Here is a 21,793-nt window from a genome sequence, read left to right as displayed (position 1 = left end):
ATCGCCACGCCGCTTTCGGCTTCGCGCAGAAAGCCGATGACCTGCTCGTCAGTAAAACGTTTCTTCACGTCCAATCTCCTCGGGGTAGGGAATTGGACTCCAAACTGAGGCGCTACTCAAAATTGGGTGGACGTCGGTACAAGAGTGCAAAGCCCTCCTTCGAGACGCATGACATCAGGTACCCATCCAGAATTTCCAGGCGTATCTCCCTTTACTTTCTGGCATGGCAATACTGATTTCTTGAAGATACATCTACAATACCCACAGTCCGCCAAAGCTCCCTGATCCCCTGCACATAGATCCAACCAGTGCCGCGCATCGGCAGCGTGTCCACCAAGCGGGCGGCATCGCCGGACAAACCGTGAACGGTGCAGTGTATTGATCGAGGATCACCAGCGCGTAACCCTCTTAGTCAGACAACCGGACCAAACTTGCAAGTTGCCAGAAATCCAGCCGCTACAAAAAACACAGGCACCTTTCGCAAGGTGCCTGTGCGGTTTGACGGCAACGATCCGGGCACTGAGATCGTGCCCGGCGCCGCCTGTGATCAGAACGTGTAATTGAAAGTCAGCATGCCGTTACGCGATGCGCCCCATGCGCCATAACCGCCGTTGAACTGCGCGTAATAGCGCTTGTCGAGCAAGTTGTCCACGTTGAGCTGCACCGAGAACTGCGGCGACAGGCGATAGCGCGCGAACGCGCTGACCAGGGCGTAGGCACTCTGCTGGAAGTTGCCGTACACCGGGTCCACGTAGTACGAACGGTTCTGCCAGTTGACGCCACCGCCTACGGTCAGATCGCTCCATGCGCCCTGCGGGGTGTAGCTGCTGAACAACTTGATGGTGGTGCGTGGCAGGTGCGTATTGATCGAGGTGCCGCTGTCGTCACGCGCAGTGTAGTGGGAAGCGCCGAAGGTGGCATTCCAGCCCTGGGTGAGGCGGCCGGACAGCTCGAAATCGAAGCCTTCGCTGACGACGCCGTTGGCCGCTTCGTACGCCGATTCGCTGCTGCCCGGAACGAAGCCGCCGGTCGCCACCCCGAGGTTGTCCTGCTCGATACGGAACAACGCAAGCGAAGCGTTGAGCTGATCGTCGAACCACGCTGCCTTGACGCCGGCTTCGTAGCCCTTGCCGCTCAGCGGATCCAGGTAGCCGCCGTTGGCATCGCGCAAGGTCTGCGGGTTGAAGATCTCGGTGTAGCTGACGTAGGTCGACCACACATCGTCGATGTCGTACACCAGTCCGGCGTACGGAGTGACTTCGGTCTGGGTGTCGGCGAACGGCAGCAGCTGCTGGGTGGTGAAATCAAAGTTGCGGCCATCGATCTGCCAGTCGGTATAGCGGGCCCCCACCAGCAGGGTCAGCGGCTCGGCCAGCGAGAAACGCGCAGCCACATAGGCGGCTTTCTGCGTGATGGTGCCTTCGCTCTGTACCGTGCGCGGGCTCCAATTGGGCTCCGGATACGCGCCGTTCCAGCCGAGGTAGCTGTCCAGCGGCGCGGGGAAATCGTAGGTGCCGTTGTTGACGTACTCGCGTCGGTTGTAGCTGGCGCCGGCGACCAACTGATGTTCGCGACCGAACAGCTGGAACGGGCCCTCCGCATAGACGTCGGCGCCATCGGCCTTGCGCTCGGTCTGGTAGTTGCCCGAATACGGCACCACGCCGGCACCGGTATTGCGATCGAATCCGAAAATGGTGTAGTACGGATAAAACAGATGATTCGCCGCTTCGGTCTTTTCGTGGCTCACATTGGCCTTGAGGGTCCAACCGTTGTCGAAGCTCTGCTGCAGGCTGGCGAAGGTGCGCTGCAGACGCGTGTCCCAGAACGTCCAGTCGGCCGCCGGATTGAACGAACGCTTGTAGTCGGTACGCGTGCCGTCGCTGTAGAACAGCGGGAAGCCACCCCAGGTGACATCATCCGATTCCTTCTTCTGGTATTCGTAGCCCACGCTCAGCAACGTGCTGTCGGTGAGGTCGGCATCGATGATCGCCGAGCCGATCTTCTTGCGCAGGCTGTAGCGGTCCATGTCCGATTCCCCGTCCTGGTATACGCCCACCACACGCGCGCGCACGGTACCTTCAGGGCTCAACGGCACCGTGACGTCGGCCACGCTGCGGGTCTTGTTGAAGTCGCCGCCGCCTACCGATACGGTGCCGGTGAAATCGCGGCTGACCGCATGCTTGCGCACCAGGTTGATCGAGGCCGACGGATTACCCGAACCGGTCAACAGGCCGGTCGCGCCGCGCACCACTTCCACGCGGTCGTACAGCGCCACGTCCAGCGCCGAATCGCCGTAGCTCCAGGCCTGCTCCATGTAGGCCGGAATGCCGTCGAACTGGTAGTTGTCGATGTAGAACCCGCGCGCATAGAACTCAAGCCGCTCGCTATCGCTCTGCGCAACCGAAATGCCGGTAACGTTGTTGAGCACATCGGTGATGCTCTGCAGGTTCTGGTCGTCCATGCGATCGCGTGTGACCACCGTGACCGACTGCGGAATCTCGCGCAGCGACAGGTTCATCCGAGTGCCGGCGGTGGTCTTTTCCACCGTGTAGCCCTTGACCTGCTCGCCCTGCACATTGAGCCGATCCAGGGTGGTGACCTCCGCGTCGCCGGCCGGCGTTTCGGCCAACGCCTGCCCTGCCGACAGGGTGCACAGCGCGGCAAACACCGCATGCGACAGCGCGCGCGGGCGCAGCGCAATGGGAAGGAGACGCATTACGGTAGGACGATTCATCACAGCTCCGGCACAGACAGTCGAGGGCACCCATCACGGCAGTGCCGGACGGCGAACAAAGGGGAGGACGCGCCGCGCAACCGCGGCAGCGCACCATTTTAATGGGAATGATTCACATTTTAAATAGCCGGATTGGCATTTATTTGGCATTGCTCGATCCAAGCGAGCGCTACCTCAGGTGGAAGCGCATTTTTGCAACTCCCGGTCCAACCGCAGCCATTGCAGCCGAACTCGCATAGGCGCCACACTCGGAGCGGGAGCTGCTGCTGAACAGGTGGCTGATGCAATGACGGAACGCGCTACGACGCGAATCACATGACAAAATGCTGGGTAGCTATCGCTCTACTGCTGGTGTGCGCGCCGGCAGTGAGTGCTGCGGCGTCTGGAAAAACGCCCTTGAATGACGCTTGCCGGGTACCCGGCAGGGCCGTACACGAGGCAGGTCTTGTGCAGATCGGAGGCATCCAGCAATGGGTCACGATCGAGGGCCAGGACTGCCGCAATCCAGTGGTGCTGATCGTCCATGGCGGGCCGGGCAACCCCAACACGCCGTTCGCGCATCGCCTGTTCGGCAGCTGGACGCGCGATTTCACCATCGTGCAGTGGGACCAACGCGGCTCCGGCAAGACCTACGCGGCAAGCAAGCCTGCCGACGGAGAGCGGCTGACCATGCGGCGGCTGACCCTGGACGGCAGCGAGGTCGCACGCTATGCCTCGCAACGGCTGGGCAAATCCAAGCTCATCCTGATGGGCGGATCGTGGGGCTCGGCACTGTCCGTCACTATCGCCAAGGCGAATCCGAACCTGTTCCACGCTTATGTCGGCACGGCGCAACTGGTCAATTACCAGGACGACATGGCGTCGAGCTACGCCAAGACGCTGAGCCTGGCCCGCGCAGCCAGCGATGCGGATGCGCTCGGCAAGCTGGAGAAGATCGGCCCGCCGCCATGGACAAACCCACGCAACTTCGGAGTCCTGAGACGCCTGACGCGCAAATACGAAGCCTTGAGTACCGACCCGGCGCCGGAAGACTGGTTTACCTTCGCGGCGGAGTACGACACGCCAGACTACCGCGCAGCCTATGAAGCCGGGGAAGACTATTCCTTCCTGCAGTTCGTCGGGCTGGCAGGCGACGGCATGGGCCCGCAGATCGATCTGCGCACGCTCGGGCCGCAGTTCGCCATGCCGGTCTATCTGATTCAGGGCGAACAGGATCTGGTGACTCCGGCGCAAATCAGCAAAGCCTATTTCGATGGTCTTTCTGCACCGAGCAAGGAATTTCTCCTGCTGCCACGCACAGGACACGATCCCAATCCGCCAATGATGGCCGCACAGCTGAAGGTGCTGACCAGGATCCGTGCGGCGGCGCTGGCCAACGACGCGCACTGAAACACGCAAGGCGTCCGTTGAACGATGACGGACCGCGCATCGCTCACGAAATCCAACAAAAAAGCCAGCTTTCGCCGGCTTTTTCTTTCAAGCACCACGCAAGGCGTTACAGCGCCTTGGCTGCGGCCACCACGTGCTCTGCGGTGATCTTGAAGTACGCATACAACTGGTCGGCCGGCGCCGAGGCACCGAAGGTGTCGATGCCGACGACATCGCCATCCAGGCCCACGTACTTGCGCCAGAAGCCGGTCACCCCCGCTTCCACCGCCACGCGCTTGCGCACGGCGTTCGGCAGCACCGACTCACGGTACGCCGCGTCCTGGCGATCGAACACATCGGTCGACGGCATCGACACCACACGCGTCTTGAGGCCGGCCGCATCCAGCGTCTTTTTGGCTTCCACTGCCAGACCGACTTCCGAGCCGGTGGCGATCAGGATCACGTCCGGCGTACCGCCTTCGGCATCGGCCAGCACGTAGCCACCGCGTTCGATCAGCTTGAGCTGCTCGGCGCTGCGCGGCTGGTGCTGCAAGTTCTGGCGGCTGAAGATCAGGCAGCTTGGGCCGTCCTTGCGGGTAATGGCCGCCTTCCAGCTCACTGCCGATTCCACCGCATCGCCCGGGCGCCACACATCGTTGTTGGGGATGTAGCGCAGCGAGGCCAGATGTTCCACCGGCTGATGGGTCGGGCCGTCTTCGCCCAGGCCGATCGAGTCATGCGTGTACACATGAATCGCATGCGCCGGGTTCAACGCGCTCATGCGCACGCCGTTGCGTGCGTAGTCGCTGAACACCAGGAAGGTGGCGTCGAACGGAATGAACCCGCCATGCAGCGCCAGACCGTTGGCAATGGCGGTCATGCCGAACTCGCGCACGCCGTAATACACGTAGTTGGCGTCCGGGTCGTCGGTGGCGACCGACTTGCTGGCCTTCCACAAGGTCAGGTTGGAGTGCGCCAGGTCGGCCGAGCCACCGATCAATTCCGGCAACAGCGGCGCGAACGCTTCGATCGCCAGCTGCGAGGCCTTGCGCGAGGCAATGGTCTGGCCCTCTTCCTGCGCCTTGGCGATGTAGGCATCGGCCTTGGCGATGAAGTCGGCCGGCAGTTCGCCATGCGAACGACGGGTCAGCTCGTCGGCCTGCGCGCCGTACTGCTTGGCGTACTTGTCGAACAGCTGCTCCCATTCGGCCTGACGCAAGGTACCGGTGCCGCCGGCACGCCAGCCGGCGTAGATCTCTTCGGGAATTTCGAACGGGCCGTACGGCCACTCCAACGCCTTGCGCGCGCCTTCCAGCTCGTCCTTGCCCAACGGAGCGCCATGCGAGGACTCCTTGCCGGCCTTGGTCGGCGCACCGAAACCGATCTTGGTACGGCAGCAGATCAGCGTGGGCTTGTCGGTGTTTTCCAGCGCTGTCTCGATGGCGGCCTTGATCTTGTCGGCGTCATGCCCGTCCACATCGCGGATCACGTGCCAGCCATAGGCCTCGAAACGCGCCGGGGTGTCGTCGCTGAACCAGCCGGCCGTATTGCCGTCGATGGAAATCTGGTTGTTGTCCCAGAACGCCACCAGCTTGCCCAGGCCCCAGGTACCGGCCAGCGACGCCGCTTCGTGCGAAATGCCTTCCATCAGGCAGCCGTCGCCCATGAACACCCAGGTGCGGTGATCGACGATTTCCAGCTCCGGGCGGTTGTAGCGCTGCGCCAGCAACTTCTCGGCCAGTGCAAAGCCCACCGCATTGGCAAAGCCCTGCCCGAGGGGGCCGGTGGTGGTCTCAACGCCGGGAGTTTCGCTGCGCTCGGGGTGACCGGCGGTCTTGCTGTGCAGCTGGCGGAACTGCTTGAGCTGTTCGATCGGCAGGTCGTAGCCGGACAGGTGCAGTAGCGCGTACTGCAGCATCGACCCATGCCCGTTGGACAGCACGAAACGGTCGCGGTTGAACCACTGCGGATTGTTCGGGTTGTGCCGGTAGAAGTCGTTCCACAGCACTTCGGCGATATCGGCCATGCCCATCGGCATGCCGGGATGACCGGACTTGGCGGCTTCGACCGCATCTGCGGCAAGAAAACGGATGGCGTTGGCCAGCTGGCGGCGGGTGGGCTGGGTCATGGGCGTCTATGGAAGCGGAGGGAAACACCGCTGGAAGCGGAGACCCCTATTCTCCCACACAGCGCGTTAGGGGAATCGAGAATCGGGAATGGAGAGTCGGATGCAGCGTTGCCGTTTGGTCGATGCAATCACCCGTGCGCCTAATCACCGTCGCCAGACGTGGAGCTCACCGTCACACCCCATGCTCGCACCAGCCCGCTTTACCCATTCCCTATTCCCTAGTCCCTATTCCTCGCCCTTGGCCACCAAGGTCGTCAGCGCCAAATCCCCGGTCACGTTCAGCGCCGTGCGGCACATGTCCAGGAAGTGGTTGACCCCCAGGATCATGCCGATACCCACCGGGTTGACCCCGACCATCGCGCAGATCAGCGCCACCACCGGCAGCGAGCCGGACGGCACGCCGGCCGTGCCGATCCCGCCCAGGATGCAGACCAGCATCACCATGAACTGCTGGCCCAGGCTCAGGTCCACGTTGAAGAACTGCGCCAGAAAGATCACCGTGACGCCTTCGAAGAGTGCGGTGCCGTTCTGGTTGGCGGTGGCGCCCACGGTCAGCACGAAACGCGACACGCGCGGCGGCAGGCCCATCTCGTCGGCCACGCGTAGCGCCGTTGGCAGGGTCGCGTTGCTGGAGGCGGTCGAGAACGCCATCACCGTCGCTTCCTGGGTCTGGCGGAAAAAGCCCAGCGGCGAGCGTCCGGCGAATTTCACCGCAATGCCGTAACTGACCACCATGTGCAGGCCCAGCGCCAGCACCACCACGCCCACATAGGCGCCCAGACGAATCAGCAGATCGAAGCCGAACAGCGCGGCCAGGTTGAACATGAAACACGCCACCGCATACGGCGCCAGACGGATCACCAGCCCGATCAAGGTCATCGAAATCTCGAAGACCCCCTCGATGCCGCGCCGCAACGTGGCGACCTTTTCGTCTTCGGTCAGCACCATGCCCACGCCGAACATCACCGCAAAAAACATCAGCGACAGAATCGCGCCGTTGCTCGACGCCGCGGCAATCACGTTGCTGGGCACGATCGACAGCAGCATGTCCATGCCCTGCGGCTGCGTGCCGGAGCTGGAAATGATCTCGCGGGTGCGCTCGGCGTTTTCCTGGATCAGCTGGTTGGCCAGTTGCGGGTCCACGCCCGCGCCGGGCTTGAGCACGTTGACCAGCACCAACCCCAGCAACACCGCCACACCGGACAGCACCACGGTATAGCCCAGGGTGCGCCACCCCACCCGCCCCAGCGCGCGGATGTCGCCCATTTCGGAAATGCCCATTACCAGCGCCGAGAACAGCAGTGGCACGATCAGCATGAAGATCAGATTGAGGAAGACCTGCGAAAACGGCGTGGTGACGTACTTGGTCGCCAGACGCACCCACTCGGCGTCGCTGCCGGCCAGGTAGTAGACAGCCAGACCCAACAACAGGCCAACGGCAAAGCCAATGCCCATCTTCCAATGCAGGGGCAGGCCCGGGCGGCGCGTGGCTGGGGATGCTGTCATCTGGTCAGGCCTTGGTGGACACAAAGACCGGAGCTTAACAAACGCCATGGATGCGGCCACCTACCCGGGAGTCGCCTAGGCATCTGCCTGCGGGTGGGGGTCTTTCGATGTTGGGTGATGCAGGCCTTGGAACTGACAATCCGCCTGGCTGTTCGGCACCTGTGTGCGGCAACGGAATCTCGTAGCGGCGCTTATACGTCGTCAGATGCCTCAGGTCGAAAGCCTGGCGCGGCGGGTGCGCGGTGCCTCGCCGCTCGCGGGACACGCCGTGAAGCCGTCCCTGGGGGACCGTTGGCGGCATCCATGTCGCCAACGGTCCCGCAAGCGGCGAGGACGCCGCACCAGCACGCTGTTCGCTGACTCAATAGAAGGCCTAGCGTCTGGTAAGCGCAGGGCTTAGTGGTGCGGGTCGCAGAAGGGCATGCGCACTAGCGAACCAGCAACACGTAATGCAGTGCTTGCACCATACATACCGACTACCGCGACTGTTCCTTGCCCGCTCACCGTCGCGGGACCCTTGGCGACATGGATGCCGCCAAGGAGCTTACAAGGACGTACTTGCAGCGTGTCCTGCGAGGGTGGGCGAGCAAGGGCCCTGCAGCAACGCCGAAGCGCCAACGCTCTTCGCTCTCTTCCGCACAGTCGGCAGATCACGCGCATCCAGAATCAATGCCTTATCAGCGCTGCAAGGCAGCGTCGCCGCTCAAAGCGAGTAATAGCGGCCAACGAAATCTAACGAGCCACTGTTGCGTGAGCGCAGATTCCCCACCAGGAATCGAAGTACCGTTGTTGCAGCCCATCCGTCGCACCGACTGCAACCGCGCGGAAACTGCGCAGCCAATATCTCAGTCGTTCCAAGCCGCCACCAATGCGACGCCGTCGATCAAGGCGCAGGCGGATACAACGGCGCCAGCACCTCCGGTTCGGCTGCGCTTGCATGGTGCCACCGTGGCCCCTTGGCGAATGCCTCGCGCAAGGCGGCGCGCGCGCCGGTCACATCGCCATCGCCGCCCCAGCGTGCGCGCTGCATGCGCGCCACCGCTGCCTGCTGCGCCGGGTCTGCCAACGCCGCCACCACTGCGTCGATATCGGCAACGCCGGCCATGCCGCAGAGCACCGCCGCCACATCGTCCATGCCGCCGGTGTCGAGCGCGCGGCGCAACTCGGCCACGCCGTGGGTCGCGCGCCCAACCTCAGCAGGTCCATTGCTGCCGTCACCACCGGTGCCGCCTGATGCACCGCGCTGAGCACCGCGCCGACGCACTAACGCCCACACCAGCGTGGCGATCCACAAAAGCGCAAATCCGATCGCCGCCGCGATCCACCCCCACGGCGGTTGCGCGGGCGATGGTGCTTGCAGGGTGAGCGTGCGATCGGGTGTCGACGCCGATTGATCGGGTGTCGGATGCGGCGTGGGTGCCTGCGCAGGCGTCGCAAACGCGCCGCTACCTGCCGCGACATCGAGCGTCAGATCGGGCAGTGAAGCCGTCTTGGCTGCCCCTGCCCCCACATCCCACCACGCCATCTGCAGCCCGGGCACCACCAACGGACCGGCGCGGTTGGGCACGATCGAATAGCGCCGGGTCAGTCGCAGTTGCGGCGAGCCGTCCACGAAGCGCTCCTCGAATTGCGGCGGCTCGGCGAACACCTGCGCGTCGGGCACGCTGGGCGTCGGCAATTCGGGAAACTGCGCCTGGGTCGCACCGCGCGCACTGGCTTCCACCACGAATTGGGCCGCCTCACCGGCGGTCGCCCGCTGTGGCGTGGTCGTGTAGCGCAACTGCAGGCTGCGCAACGGCAACCACGGCTGCGGCGCATTGGCCGGCTGCGCGCGCACCTGCAACGGAATGCTCGCACTGCGCGCACTCAGCTCACCGTTTCCGCGCCCGAAGTAGTCGTCGAAAAACCCGCCCACCGAACGCCCGTTGAAACGTGCCGGCGGCAGTAGCAGGCGACCGCTGCGCTCGGGGACCAGCAGGTAGCGCCGCTCCACCACGTTGTATTGGCGTCCGTTCACGACCTTGACCGAGCTGACGTCGTCGCCGACGCGCTGCATCGATGCCCCATCCGGGGCCTCAAGATCCAACTCGCCCGATGCCAGCTGGGTGGCGAAGTACAACCGCACCACCACGCCCACGCTTTGCTGCACGTAGGGTTGCGGGTCGTCCACCTGGGTTTGGACGAAGGCTTCTTCATTGCCCTGCGCTGCGCTCGGCACGCCGGCAGCGTTGCCGGAGCTGCTTGCGGGATCGTTCGCCGCCCCAACCACCTGCAGGCGCAGCGGTTCGGTGCGTTCATTGCCTACGCGTATCGCCGGCACGATCAGTTCGCCGCTCTTGCGCGGCGTCAGCACCACACCGAACAAGGCACGCACCGTCACCGAACCATTGGCCACCTGCATCTGCTGATTGGCGCTCTTGGCGCCCAACAAGAAGTCGGTGCGCAGTGGCGTGTAATCCGGGTCGACGCCGCGTTGGTCGGTTTCGATATTCAACATCGCCACATCGCCGGCATTGACGCTGTCGCGGTCCAGCCACGCGCGCGTGACTGCACCCACCGGCGCGCACGCCAACAGTGCCACGCTGGCCAGCATGCCGATTGCCGCGCGACGTAAGTGCTGTCTGCCGATCATCGTCCGTCCCGTTGCCTGCGTTCGTATTCCAGCCTGAATTTGGTACGCAGCAGGCTGCCCGGATCGTCCGGCACCCGCCGCAGCCATGCGTCCACCGCCTGACGTTGCTCGCGTTGTTCCGGCGTCTCGCCGGCGACGGCGGCCTCCTGCTTGCCGCTGGCATCGGCCTGCTTGTCACCCGCCTGCGCCATGGCCTGCTGCATCTTGCGACGCTGTGCCTCATCAGCCTGCTGCTGCGCCTTGGCATCGGCAGATTGGGGCGGCGTGTCTTGCTTGCGTTGCTCGCCCTGCCCGTCCTTGGCCTGCGCATCTTGCGACTTGCCGTCCTGTGGCGGCTGCGCCTGGGAGGGCTGGTTCTTGCTGTCCTGCTGGTTCTGCCCATCCTGGCCGGCCTGCTGTTGCCCCTTCCCATCCTGACCGGATGGCTTCTGGTCCTTGGACTGGCCTTTGCCGTCCTGGCCCTTGCCATCCTTGTTGTTGTGCTGCTGACGCTTGCGCGCCGCATCGACCGCCGCGCGATTAGCGATGGCATCCTGCTGATTCGGGTGTTGCTTGAGCGCACGGTCGTAGGCCGCGATCGCGGCGTCGTACTGGCCTTGTCGCGCCAGCGCATTGCCGAGGTTGTACAGCCCCTCATCGGTTGGCACCGCTTCGAACGCCTTCTGTGCCGCCGCGAAATCGCCCTTGCGATATGCCTGCACGCCGGCGTCCAGGCGCTGTTGTTGCACCTGATCGGCCCGCTGCCACAAGGTGCCATCGGCCGCGTGCGCGGGCTGCGCCAGCGGCAGCACGCAGACCATCGCCAGTACGGCTACCACCGCGCGGCGGCGAAACGCCAGCAGGGACAGCAGCATCACCGGCAGCACCAGCCAATAGCCTTCATCGAGCCAGCTCTTGCCGCCATCGGACTCGGCGGTTTCATCGGCCAACGGCTGTTGCGACGGATCGAGCACGCCCAAGGCGCGCAGGTCCACATCGTCCGGCGCGATGCGTGCATACCGCCCGCCGCCCTGCGCAGTCAGGGTGCGCAGACTGCCTTCGTCGAGCTTGGCCTGCGCAATCTCGCCGCTGGCCATGCGATACGCTGCGCCGCGTTCGCTGCCCACGCCAAGCGCAGAGACACTGAAACCGCGCGAACGTGCCACCCGTGCCGAACTCTCGGCGGAGCTATCTGCGCCATCGCTGACAAGCAGGATCTCGCCTTGCTTGAAGCCGGCCTGCTGCAACAGCTGCGCGGCCGCATCGATCGCCCGGTCTGCACGCTTGCCATCGACCGGCATCACCGACGGCGACAGCGCATCCAGAAACAAGGCCACGTTGGCGCTGTCTTCGGTCAATGGCGCAACCGTGAAACTCTCGCCTGCATAGACCAGCAATGCCACCTCACCACCGGCACGTTTGCGCAGCAGCGTCGCCAGCTTGGCGCGCGCCTGCAGCAGGCGCGAAGGCGGCAGGTCGGTTGCATTGGCACTGGACGACAGATCCAGCACCACCACCAGCGGCATGCTCGATTGAAACACCGGACGCTCGGTCTGCCGCCAACTCGGCCCGCTCATCGCAATCACTGCCAACGCATAGGTCAGCGCAGCCAGCACGAATCCCAGCCATCCGCGCCGACCGCCGGCGGCCAATAGCTCCGGCAACAGATGCGCATCCACACTCTGCCGCCAGACATCGGCATCGCGGCGACGCCAGTGCCACAGCGCTGCCGCCGGTACGATCGCCAGTAGCGCCCACAACACCATCGGGCGCAACAGATGTAGCGACTGCAGCGGCTCTGCCAGTTCGGCCAGCGCGTTCATCGCCACCTCCGCGGCAGTACATAGGCCAGCAGGGCAATGACGATTGCCGCACCCAATGGCCAGTAGTAACGCTCCACGCGCGGCTGCACCGAAGGCCCGAGCCCCTTGACTGGCTCCAGCCGATCCAGCTCGGCATAGATGCCGGCAAGCTCGTCGGTATCGCGGGCGCGGAAGAAGCGTCCGCCGGTCTGCTGGGCAATCTTGCGCAGCCCGTCTTCGTCGATGTCGTCGTCGCCGCCGGCCGGAATCGGCACCCCGAACAAGGAATAGCCGCCACTGCCGCCGAACGCAATGGTGTGCACGCGCACGCCTTCGGCCTTGGCCAGTTCCGCAGCCTTCAACGGATTGAGCACGCCAGCGGTGTTGACGCCATCGGTAAGCAACACCACCACGCGCTGGCCCTGCTTCTGTTCGCGCAGGCGTTTGACCGACAAGGCGATCGCATCGCCAATCGCGGTTTCGCGCCCGGCCAAGCCCACCACGCTATCGCGCAACTGATCGCGCACGGAAGTCAGATCCGCGGTCAACGGTGTCAGCGCATACGCGCGTTGGCCGAACACCAGCAAGCCGACGCGGTCGCCGTCGCGCCGATCCAGAAAGTCCGACAGCACGGCCTTGGCGGCGGTGAGCCGGTCCACCACCTTGCCGCCGAGCACCATGTCGGGTTCGCTCATGCTGCCCGACAGATCCACCGCCAACATCATCTGGCGCGCCTCGCGCGGCGGTTGAATCACCTCGCCCAGTTGCTGCGGACGTGCCAGCGCGGCGCACAGCAAAAACCAAGCCAGCCACGCCAGCCAACGCGGCATCCGCAGCACCGGCGCGCTTGTCGCCTGTGCCACTGCCTGCAACTGCTCCGCGTAAGGCACACGGAGTGCGGCCGTATCGGCGCGACGTTGCGGCCAGAACCACATCAGCAACGGCAAGGGCATCAACCACCACGCCCATGGCCAGGCGCAGTGCGCCAACCCATCCTGCCATTGCGACCACTGCAACCAGTTCACCGCCGGCCCCGCATCAGCGCCACAAAGCGCTGCCGCGCCAACGCTTCTACCGCCGGCAGATCGCTGACTGTGGGTGCGCGCTGGAAACCGCCTTCCAGCACAGCCCTGCCCGGCCCCTGCGAAAACACGGGTTCCTTGCGCTTGCGCCCGTCCAGGAACTGCAACCACGCCTCGCCCTGCAAGCGGTCGGCCTGCGGATCGACGCGCCGCGCCGCACGTCGCAGCAGCACCGACACGGCCGCCAGGCGCTGCGCAGGCGTCGTGGCGCGCGCCAGTTCCGCATCGAAAGCAGCCAGCCAGCGGCGCTGACGCCGGCGCCGGCGCCACCACCAGACCCATGCGCTCCCCACCACCAGCACGACCACCGCGATCACCAGCCACCAGCCCGGTGCCAGCGGCCACCACGACGGCGGCGGCGGCAGATGCACATCACGCAGCAGCAGCGACTGCGGGGACATTCTCAGCGACTCCGCGCGGCGGGGCTGCCGCCCAGCCAGGCATCGCTGGCATCGTCGGTGGACAGGCGATGCAAGCGCACGCCGCGTGCCTGCAGGAGCGAGCCCAAGTGCTCCAGCGGCGCGACGAATTCGGCCTGCCAGCGCGCCCGCCCGGCCTGCGTAGACAGATCGATCGCGATGCGCTCGCCACGCACGTCGAAGGTGACTGCACGTGCCGGTGGCGCCAATTCCAGCGGATCGACCAGCACGATCACCACCACCTCGTGATGCAAGGCCAAGCCCGACCAGCGCGTGGCAGAAATCCGGCCGGCGCCGCGCGCATCGGCCAGCACGGTCAGGCGCGCGCCAGGGCGCAACAGGCGCGCCGCATGATCCAGCGCCACCTCCAGCCCCGCGTCGCCGGGCGGCGGCTGGGCATACCAACGCGCCAAGGCATCCAGCACCGGCAGCACACCACGCTGGCCGGACCGCGGCGCAATCGGCGCCTCGCTCGCGGTGCCGCGCAATGCTGCAATTCGGTCGCCCTGGCGCTGCGCCAGCCATGCGGCAACGGCGCCAGCGCGTGCGGCCTGCACCGATTTGTAGCGCACGCGCGTACCGAAGAAGAGCGCAGGCGAGGTATCGGCCACGATCAGACTCAAACGCTCGCGCTCAGCCTGAAACAACTTGGTGTGCGCCCGTCCGGTTCGCGCGGTGACGCGCCAGTCGATATGCCGCGCATCGTCGCCAGCCACGTACTCACGCGACTCGGCATATTCCATGCCGCGCCCGCGCGTGGCGGCAGGCACCGGCCCCACCACCCCATACCGGCCACGTCCCGGTTGACCGCGATGGATCGCGGTACCGCGCAGCGCGATCAGTTCTGCAAGCGTTGGGCACACCCCATCGCCAGCGGCTGGCGAGGGGGTGGTTGCAGGGGACGAGAACGGCATCGAAGACATCGGCGTCTGGCGAGAGTGCGGCATACCTCAGCGACGCTGCCCGATCAGGGCAGCGGAATCTTTTCGAGCAACGCAGCGACCAGGCGTTCGCCGTCCCAGCCTTCGGCGGTGGCCTCGTAGCTGGGCAGCACGCGATGCCGCAACACGTCCGGGGCAATGGCGCGGATATCGTCCGGCGTCACGTAGTCGCGCCCGGCCAGCCACGCGCGTGCGCGTGCGCACCGTTCCAGCGCAATCGAGCCACGCGGGCTGGCGCCCCAGGCGATCCGTCGCGCCAATGCCGGGTCGTAACGCTTGGCATCGCGCGAGGCCAGCACGATTTCGATCAGATAGCGTTCCAGCTGCGGCGCCAGATGCACATCCAGCACCACACGGCGCGCGGCGAAGACATCTTCCAACGGAATCTTGTCGGGCACGGTCTCGTGCTTTTCCAGCGTATCGCGGGCGGCCTCGCGTGCCAGGCGCAGGATTTCCGCCTCGGCGTCCGCCTGCGGATAGCCGATGCGCACATGCATCAGGAAACGGTCCAGCTGGGCTTCGGGCAGCGGGAACGTGCCCTCCTGCTCGATCGGGTTCTGCGTCGCCATCACCAGGAACAACTGCGGCAGCGCATAGGTGTGCCGGCCAACCGTCACCTGCCGCTCGCCCATCGCCTCCAGCAGCGCGGATTGCACCTTGGCGGGTGCGCGGTTGATTTCATCGGCCAGCAGGATCGGGTGGAAGATCGGCCCGGGCATGAACTCGAACCGGCTGTCCTGCGGGCGCCAGATCTCGGTACCGGTCAGGTCGGCAGGCAGCAGGTCCGGGGTGAACTGCACCCGTGCAAAATCCGCTTCCAGCCGCGAAGCCAGCGCACGGATGGCGGTGGTCTTGGCCAACCCGGGGGCGCCCTCGACCAGCAGATGACCATCGGCCAGCAAGGCAATCAACAGTCGCTCCACGAGCGCTGCCTGGCCAACGATGCGCTGCGCAAGCGATTCGCGCAGCGAGGTGAATTGACGGTGCAGCCGGTCCTCGGCGGGCGCGGCAACGGCTTCGGGGGGGAGCAGTGGCGGTGCGTTCATAGGTCCAGTGTGACCGATTCGAACGCGATTGGTTCATTCGCCGGCGGCTGGTGTTCAGTCCGGGATACAAAATCTCAAATGCAATACGTCTAAGATGGATTTCATGCTTCACGTACAAAGACCGAGGCCAACTTCGGCCTCGGTCGCAAAAAGTTAGTTGCGAGTAAGGATCAATGCCTGTGGAAAATTGTTTCCGCAAGAATTCGTGCTTACCGAACCACTACTACGCCATCCTGCTGGAATTGGGGAAATTGGGCAAACAGCGATTCCCTGTGTGGGGAGTTGAATGTAACGCTGACCAAAAGTACACGTCTGCCCATTGTTATCATAGGCTTGCGTTACTACATAACCGTCAGGAATAGATGAATCGGCACAAACTAACATGCCATTGCGAGCGATTTCGAAACGGCGTTGTCCATAAGTATTTCCGCACACGGAAGATTGGCCGTTCCATGTAAAGACATAACCCGGGGGCACTGGGCTATTACCGCACGCCAATATGCCGTTAGTTGCTTGCCTTATGTAGTACTGCCCAACCAAGCACCCCCGGGGAGTTGAATCTATATTAGTTATGACATAGCCGCTGGGGATAGGCGATCCAGCACATATTTGAAGATTTTCGCGAGCATTGCCGATCCGCAACCTAACCTCGCCGCAGGCGGTTGTGTTGTTATCACCAAAAGGGACCACGACATACGGAGATGGCACAGGAGAGCTTCTACATACAAGTTGGTTTTCATACGGCAACTCAATCTGCCAACCTTGCCCGCTATTACAAGCAGGCCGATTAGTCAAAGCCGTCTTAACGTATCCGGCAGGTATAGCGTCATTACTGCAAACAACAGTCTGTGCAAAAACGCCAAATGCAGAAAACGCACTTAAAACTATTGCTGCACCTAAATAATTTTTTACACTAAAGAATGCTTTCACAAAAATTCCCTCTTTGATGAAATATGAATCAAGTTACTACCCATCAAAAATTCAGGACTATTTATTTAGTAGCACCAGCAACACGCAACACCTTCGGCGTCACGAAGACCAGCAATTCAGCCTTCTCCTTGCTGCGCCCACGCTTTTTGAACAGATTGCCAAGGAAAGGAATGTCGCCCAAGAACGGAACCTTGGCCACGCTCTCGCGATCGTTGAATTCGTAGACACCGCCGATCACCACCGTCTCGCCATCACCGACAAGCACAGCGGTATTGACTTCGCGGCGATTGATTTCAGGCACCGTTCCATACAGTGGCAAATTAATAAATCGTGCAACCTCGTCCTTCTTTACATTCATGTTCAAGAAAACACGATTGTCATTTGTAATAGTGGGCGTAACCTTAAGTTCCAAGAGCACTTCCTTGAACTGTACGTTCGCCTGCGATTGGCCACCAGTACCACCGCCACTTATCGTCACATATCCAATCTCACGACCCTGCTTGATCACGCCTTCGCGCTGGTTGGCAGTAACGATGCGCGGGTTGGAGACGACCTCACCACGTCCCTCTTCCTGCATTGCCGATAGTTCCATGTCCAACGCGAAATTGCGTCCAAGCAGTGTATAAGCAATCGAGCCTGCCGTATTGGTGGTGAATGTTCCGGCAGGAAGATTGAAGTTCAGTCCGGACGGGACGTTATGCAAGCCATCGTTTATGACAGAAACATTGTTGGTGGAACTACCGCTGATCACCGCCGTGTTGTCGCCGTACTGCCGCCGACCTGCGATACCGAAGCGCGCACCCAAGTCGCGGGCAAACGTATCGGTCGCAATCACGATACGGCTCTCGATCAACACCTGATCCACCGGGCGGTCGATATGCGAGATCAGTTCGCGCATCTGCGCGACCTTCTTCGGGATATCGCTGATCATCAAGGTGTTGGTGCGTTCGTCAGCCACCAGGCGACCGCGCGGCGACAGGAACCCGTTGTCCTGCTGCCCTGCGCCACCTTGACCACCGCCCTGACCGCCACCACCACCGCCGATGCCTTTCGCTTCGGTCAACGCTTTGAAGATCACCGCAGCGTTGTGGTAGTTGATCTGCACATAATCGGTGATCAAGTCCTCGCGGTTCTCGATCGCGATGCGGGCGTCTTCCTTGTCCTGCTCGAACTTGGCCAGCTCCGGTTGCGGGGCGACCCACACCACGCCGCCATCGCGTCGCTTGTCCAGGCCCTTGGCACGCAGCACGATGTCCAACGCCTGGTCCCACGGCACATTCATCAGGCGCAGCGTGACATTGCCCTGCACGGTGTCGGACGCGACGATGTTGAGGTTGGACTCTTCGGCGATCAGCTGCAGCACGGTGCGCACAGGCACGTCCTGGAAGTTGAACGTCACCGGGCGGCCGCTATAGCCGCGCGCGGCGATCTGCGCGGCAGCCTGCGTGACCGCCGCCGGGCTCACACCGCCAACCGCCGGCTGGCCCTTGCGCGGGGTGATTTCCACCACGTATTCGTTGCCGGTCTGGTAGGCCAGCGAATCGAAGGCACCCTTGGTCGATAGCACCAGCTGCGAACCGGAACCGGACGGCTTCACTTCAACGCGCTGCACCGGCGTGGCGAAGTCGGTGACATTGAGCGGGCGTTGCAGCTCGGCAGGTAGCTTGGCATTGCTGATGTCCACCAGCACGTTGTCGCCCTGCGTCCGCAGGTCCGGGCTGGCGCCCTGGCCGTCGAACTGCAGGATCAGACGGCCAGCGCCGTCTTCGCCGCGCTTGAAATCGATTTTGGACACCGCCAGGCTCGCCGGAGCGACCTTGGCCGGATCCTGCGCGGGCTGAGTCAGCGCCGCGGCGGCGAATGCGCTGCCGCTCGCCAGTGCCAGCGCGAACCCCAACGCGCAGGCCTGGAAGATCGCGTGGCGTCGTACCGGACGCAGCCGCTGGGCATTGGAAAACGTCATCGTGCTATCCCCTATCACTTTATTGATCATCCAATGCGAGTGCGGCCGGCCGTTCAAGCCATCCACCCGCACCGTCCGGCACAAGTTCAATCAGCTCGATGCGGTCTTCGTAGACCCCGGTCACCCGGCCATCGCTCTGTCCCAGATACACACCAGGCCGCACCCGGTAGGTCACCTTGTCAGGCGCCATCACCAGAGCGATCAGGCCCGAACCGCCGCCAATGGTCCCCACCATGTCGAGGGCGTCGAGCGGAAAGGCTTCCAACGGCTCCTTGCGCCGGTTCGGATCCGGACGCGTGCCGTTGCCACCTTCCGCGCTGACCCAGGCATCGCTGAACGGGTCGCGCATCGCCTGCGCTGCATATTCGAAGGTCTCGAATTGCTGCATCACCGGCAACGGCTCCAGCGGCGGCGCAGGACGCGCGCGCACCTCGGCAACCCAGGCTTCCAGATTCGGCGCATCGCCCGGCGTGCTGGTCACACCGCGCGTGCACGCCGGCAATACTGCAATTAACGCCGCACAGGACAGGATCTTGAGCAATTTCATGGTCATTGGCCGCCCTTCTTCGCAGCGTTGGCCGCAGCCTTTTCCTGTTCGGCCATTTCCTCATCGTCCAGATAACGATAGGTCTTGACCGTCCCGGACAGCTCAAGCGCACCGCGCGGGCCGATGCCGGCCTTGGGATCCTTGGGCTTGAGGTTGATGTCGTGCATGGTCAGGATCACCACGCGCGGCAGCGAGGCCACACCGCTGACGAAGGCACCGAACTGGTGGTAGCTACCCACCATGCGCAGAGCGATTGGCTTTTCGGCGTAGAACTCCTTCGGCGATTCCGGACCGGGCTGGAACAGCTCGTTGGACAAGCCGCTGGACAACGCGGTCTGCGAGATGTCGATGATCAGATCCGGCATTTCGGTCTTGCTGGGCAGCTGACGCAGCATCTGCTGCAGCACCTGTTCCATCTGCGCGAGCTGCTGCTTGAGCGGCTCCAGGTTCACCGCGCGGCCCTGTTGGGTCTCGAACTCGGTGCGCAGCTGCGATTCGGTGCTTTCCAGGCCTTCCAGTTCTTCGCGCTTGCTGCTGATCAACAGGAACCAGGCCAGCACCATGATGAACAAGCCGACCACCACGCAGAACACAATGCGTGCTTGCTGCGGCCAACCGCCGATATTGTTGAAATCCAGATCGCTGAGCTTGAATGATTTCTTACTCATGACGCCGCCCCCTCCTGCGGCCGATTGGCTGGCGCCGGTGCTGCCTGCGTCGGTGCAGGAGCAGCGGCTGGCGGCGTTGCCGGCGCGGGCGCCGCTGCCGGAGCAGCAGGCGTCGCACCGGCAGGCGTTGCACCCGGTGCTGCGGTGCCCGGCGCGGCCGGATCCACTGCGCCCGGCGCAATGCCGTTCTTGTCAGCCTCGTTCGGATTGGCCAGCTTGACCTTGAGCGTGAACACGTATGGCAGCGTCTTGGTGTCCATCGACGACCCGGCAGGTTGCCCCGCCTTGTCCTGACTCTTGGCCTCGATGATCGACAGGTCCGGATTGGTCATCCAGCCCGAGCTTTCAAGGTTGCGCATGTAGGCACTGACCCGCGCATTCGATTGCGAGCGACCTTCCAGCGTGAGGATGTCGCCATCCTGCTTGATGTTGGTCAGCGCCACACCATCGGGAATGGTGCGCACCAGCGAATCGAACAGGTGCACCATCTGCGAGCGATTGGCTTGCAGCTCCTCGATCACCTTCTTGCGCGCAAGCAGGCGATCCTTCTTCTTGTCGAGTTCCTTGATCTCCTCGTTCTGCGCCTTGACCTTGTCGATCTCGGTGGTCAGAAACGCATTGCGCTCGGTCTGGCCGCTGATCTGCGCGTCGTAATAGAACCAGATCAGTGCCGACAACAGCACGCCGCCCAATGCGGCGAAGCCCAGCATCGAGTAGAACTCGCGCTCGCGCGCCTTTCGGCGCTCCGCGCGCCAGGGCAATAGATTGATTCTTGCCATCAGTCGAAGCTCCTCAGGGCCAGGCCGGTGGCGATCATCAGTGCAGGCGCATCCAGCGCCAGCGCATGGGCCTGAACCTTCGGGCCAAGCGTCATCTGGGCAAGCGGATTTGCAACGACCGTGGTCACACCGAGCTGCTCTTCCACCATCTCCGGCAGGCGCGCCAGCGCGGCACAACCGCCGGCCAGCACGATGCAGTCGACGCGGTTGAACTCACTGCCCGCATAGAAGAACTGCAGCAGACGGCTGATCTGCTGCACCGTGGCTTCCTTGAACGGCTCCAACACTTCGACCTCGTAGCTTTCCGGCAGGCCGCCCTGACGCTTGGCAAGGCCAGCCTCTTCATAGGTCAGCCCGTAACGGCGCATCACTTCGTCAGTGAGCTGCTTGCCGCCGAACACCTGCTCGCGGCTATACAGACTGCGCCCGGAGCGCAGCACGCTCAGCGTGGTCATGGTCGCGCCGATATCCACCAGCGCCACCACCGCATCGGCGGCTACCGGCAATTCGCTGGCAACCAGGGCGAAGGCGTTTTCGACCGCAAAGGCCTCCACGTCCATTACCTTGGCGGTCAGGCCACCAAGTTCCAGCGCCGACTGGCGCAGTTCCACATTCTCCGAACGCGAGGCGGCCAGCAGCACCTGCACCATGTCCGGGCTATTGGGCATCGGGCCCAGCACCTCGAAATCGAGATTCACTTCCTCGATCGGGTACGGAATGTAATTGGTGGCTTCCAGTTCGACCTGGGCTTCCAGGTCGCTATCGTCCAGATCGGCCGGCATCGGAATCAACTTGGTGATCACCGCCGACCCTGCCACGGCAGCTGCCGCGTTCTTGGCCTTGCTGCCGGAACGGTTGATGGCGCGGCGAATGGCTTCGCCCACCGCTTCCACTTCGACGATGTTCTTTTCCACGACCGCATTCGGCGGCAATGGTTCCACCGCGTAATGTTCCACGCGGAAACGGCTCCCGCTGCGCGATAGCTGCAAGAGCTTCACGGCAGTCGAACTAATGTCGACACCAATCAGTGGCGACTGACTCTTGGGTAAAAGCCCCACGGTAACTCCCCTGCCGACGGGCACTTGGACGCATGTGCGCCCTCGTATTAATAATCAAATTTTAACAGTTGACAAGCCCTTCACGCGCTAGGCAATGACCCGGCGACGCTACCCCAGTGCCGTCTTCTGCGATCCCCAGAGTTCGGCCCCAGCCAAACTCGGCGTCATCTATACTCTGTGACCAAGAAATCTGCAATCGGAATCTCTCTTA

Annotated in this window: 15 protein-coding genes and 2 pseudogenes; 1 reads left to right on the top strand and 16 read right to left on the bottom strand. The window is 63.4% G+C overall.

Features of this window, described 5'->3' with window-relative positions:
- Window positions 1-68: pseudogene (locus F7R02_RS27545) on the bottom strand (transposase); the annotation flags it as partial.
- Between the two features lie 479 nt (window positions 69-547).
- A complete protein-coding gene (fhuE, locus tag F7R02_RS14495) occupies window positions 548-2,734 on the bottom strand; it encodes a ferric-rhodotorulic acid/ferric-coprogen receptor FhuE (protein WP_078587495.1) in 2,187 nt (728 codons plus the stop codon).
- Window positions 2,735-3,049: 315 nt separating this feature from the next.
- Between fhuE and F7R02_RS14490 the strand changes: the two are divergent.
- Window positions 3,050-3,982: pseudogene (locus tag F7R02_RS14490) on the top strand (alpha/beta fold hydrolase); the annotation flags it as partial.
- 247 nt (window positions 3,983-4,229) lie between these two features.
- On the opposite strand, the gene tkt reads toward F7R02_RS14490, so the two are convergent.
- From tkt to F7R02_RS14420, 14 genes are all read right to left on the bottom strand, one after another.
- The gene (gene tkt / locus F7R02_RS14485) at window positions 4,230-6,230 is read right to left on the bottom strand and encodes a transketolase (protein WP_078589146.1); all 2,001 of its coding nucleotides are present in this window, start codon (window positions 6,228-6,230) and stop codon (window positions 4,230-4,232) included.
- Between the two features lie 225 nt (window positions 6,231-6,455).
- Window positions 6,456-7,736, bottom strand: a complete 1,281-nt coding sequence (locus tag F7R02_RS14480; protein WP_078589144.1) for a dicarboxylate/amino acid:cation symporter — start codon at window positions 7,734-7,736, stop codon at window positions 6,456-6,458.
- Window positions 7,737-8,619: 883 nt separating this feature from the next.
- Entirely contained in the window at window positions 8,620-10,368 is a 1,749-nt protein-coding gene (locus F7R02_RS14475; protein ID WP_078589142.1) for a BatD family protein, read from the bottom strand.
- Window positions 10,365-12,170 (bottom strand): VWA domain-containing protein, encoded by a 1,806-nt coding sequence (locus F7R02_RS14470; protein WP_078589140.1) that lies wholly within the window; start codon window positions 12,168-12,170, stop codon window positions 10,365-10,367. The genes F7R02_RS14475 and F7R02_RS14470 overlap by 4 nt, the downstream gene beginning before the upstream one ends.
- Entirely contained in the window at window positions 12,167-13,174 is a 1,008-nt protein-coding gene (locus tag F7R02_RS14465) for a vWA domain-containing protein (RefSeq protein WP_078589138.1), read from the bottom strand. The genes F7R02_RS14470 and F7R02_RS14465 overlap by 4 nt, the downstream gene beginning before the upstream one ends.
- Window positions 13,171-13,632, bottom strand: a complete 462-nt coding sequence (locus F7R02_RS14460; protein ID WP_078589136.1) for a DUF4381 family protein — start codon at window positions 13,630-13,632, stop codon at window positions 13,171-13,173. The genes F7R02_RS14465 and F7R02_RS14460 overlap by 4 nt, the downstream gene beginning before the upstream one ends.
- Before the next feature lie 2 nt (window positions 13,633-13,634).
- Window positions 13,635-14,597 carry a DUF58 domain-containing protein gene (locus F7R02_RS14455; protein WP_033836792.1) on the bottom strand — a complete coding sequence of 321 codons (963 nt, stop codon included), beginning with the start codon at window positions 14,595-14,597 and terminating at the stop codon, window positions 13,635-13,637.
- A 20-nt stretch (window positions 14,598-14,617) separates the two neighbouring features.
- Window positions 14,618-15,637, bottom strand: a complete 1,020-nt coding sequence (locus tag F7R02_RS14450) for an AAA family ATPase (protein ID WP_005911878.1) — start codon at window positions 15,635-15,637, stop codon at window positions 14,618-14,620.
- 153 nt (window positions 15,638-15,790) lie between these two features.
- Window positions 15,791-16,567, bottom strand: coding sequence for a hypothetical protein (locus F7R02_RS14445; RefSeq protein WP_078566289.1), 777 nt, complete (start codon window positions 16,565-16,567; stop codon window positions 15,791-15,793).
- Window positions 16,568-16,628: 61 nt separating this feature from the next.
- The gene (locus tag F7R02_RS14440; RefSeq protein ID WP_005911884.1) at window positions 16,629-18,530 is read right to left on the bottom strand and encodes a type IV pilus secretin PilQ; all 1,902 of its coding nucleotides are present in this window, start codon (window positions 18,528-18,530) and stop codon (window positions 16,629-16,631) included.
- Between the two features lie 19 nt (window positions 18,531-18,549).
- Window positions 18,550-19,083 (bottom strand): pilus assembly protein PilP, encoded by a 534-nt coding sequence (locus F7R02_RS14435; RefSeq protein WP_003486179.1) that lies wholly within the window; start codon window positions 19,081-19,083, stop codon window positions 18,550-18,552.
- Window positions 19,080-19,745 (bottom strand): type IV pilus inner membrane component PilO, encoded by a 666-nt coding sequence (locus F7R02_RS14430; RefSeq protein WP_003486177.1) that lies wholly within the window; start codon window positions 19,743-19,745, stop codon window positions 19,080-19,082. The genes F7R02_RS14435 and F7R02_RS14430 overlap by 4 nt, the downstream gene beginning before the upstream one ends.
- Window positions 19,742-20,524 carry a PilN domain-containing protein gene (locus F7R02_RS14425; RefSeq protein ID WP_005911890.1) on the bottom strand — a complete coding sequence of 261 codons (783 nt, stop codon included), beginning with the start codon at window positions 20,522-20,524 and terminating at the stop codon, window positions 19,742-19,744. The genes F7R02_RS14430 and F7R02_RS14425 overlap by 4 nt, the downstream gene beginning before the upstream one ends.
- Window positions 20,524-21,582, bottom strand: a complete 1,059-nt coding sequence (locus F7R02_RS14420; protein WP_005911892.1) for a pilus assembly protein PilM — start codon at window positions 21,580-21,582, stop codon at window positions 20,524-20,526. The genes F7R02_RS14425 and F7R02_RS14420 overlap by 1 nt, the downstream gene beginning before the upstream one ends.
- Between the last annotated feature and the right edge of the window lie 211 nt (window positions 21,583-21,793).

The sequence above is a fragment of the Xanthomonas cissicola genome, assembly GCF_008801575.1.
Classification (GTDB): domain Bacteria; phylum Pseudomonadota; class Gammaproteobacteria; order Xanthomonadales; family Xanthomonadaceae; genus Xanthomonas; species Xanthomonas cissicola.
This window is presented reverse-complemented; position numbering and strand designations above follow the sequence as displayed.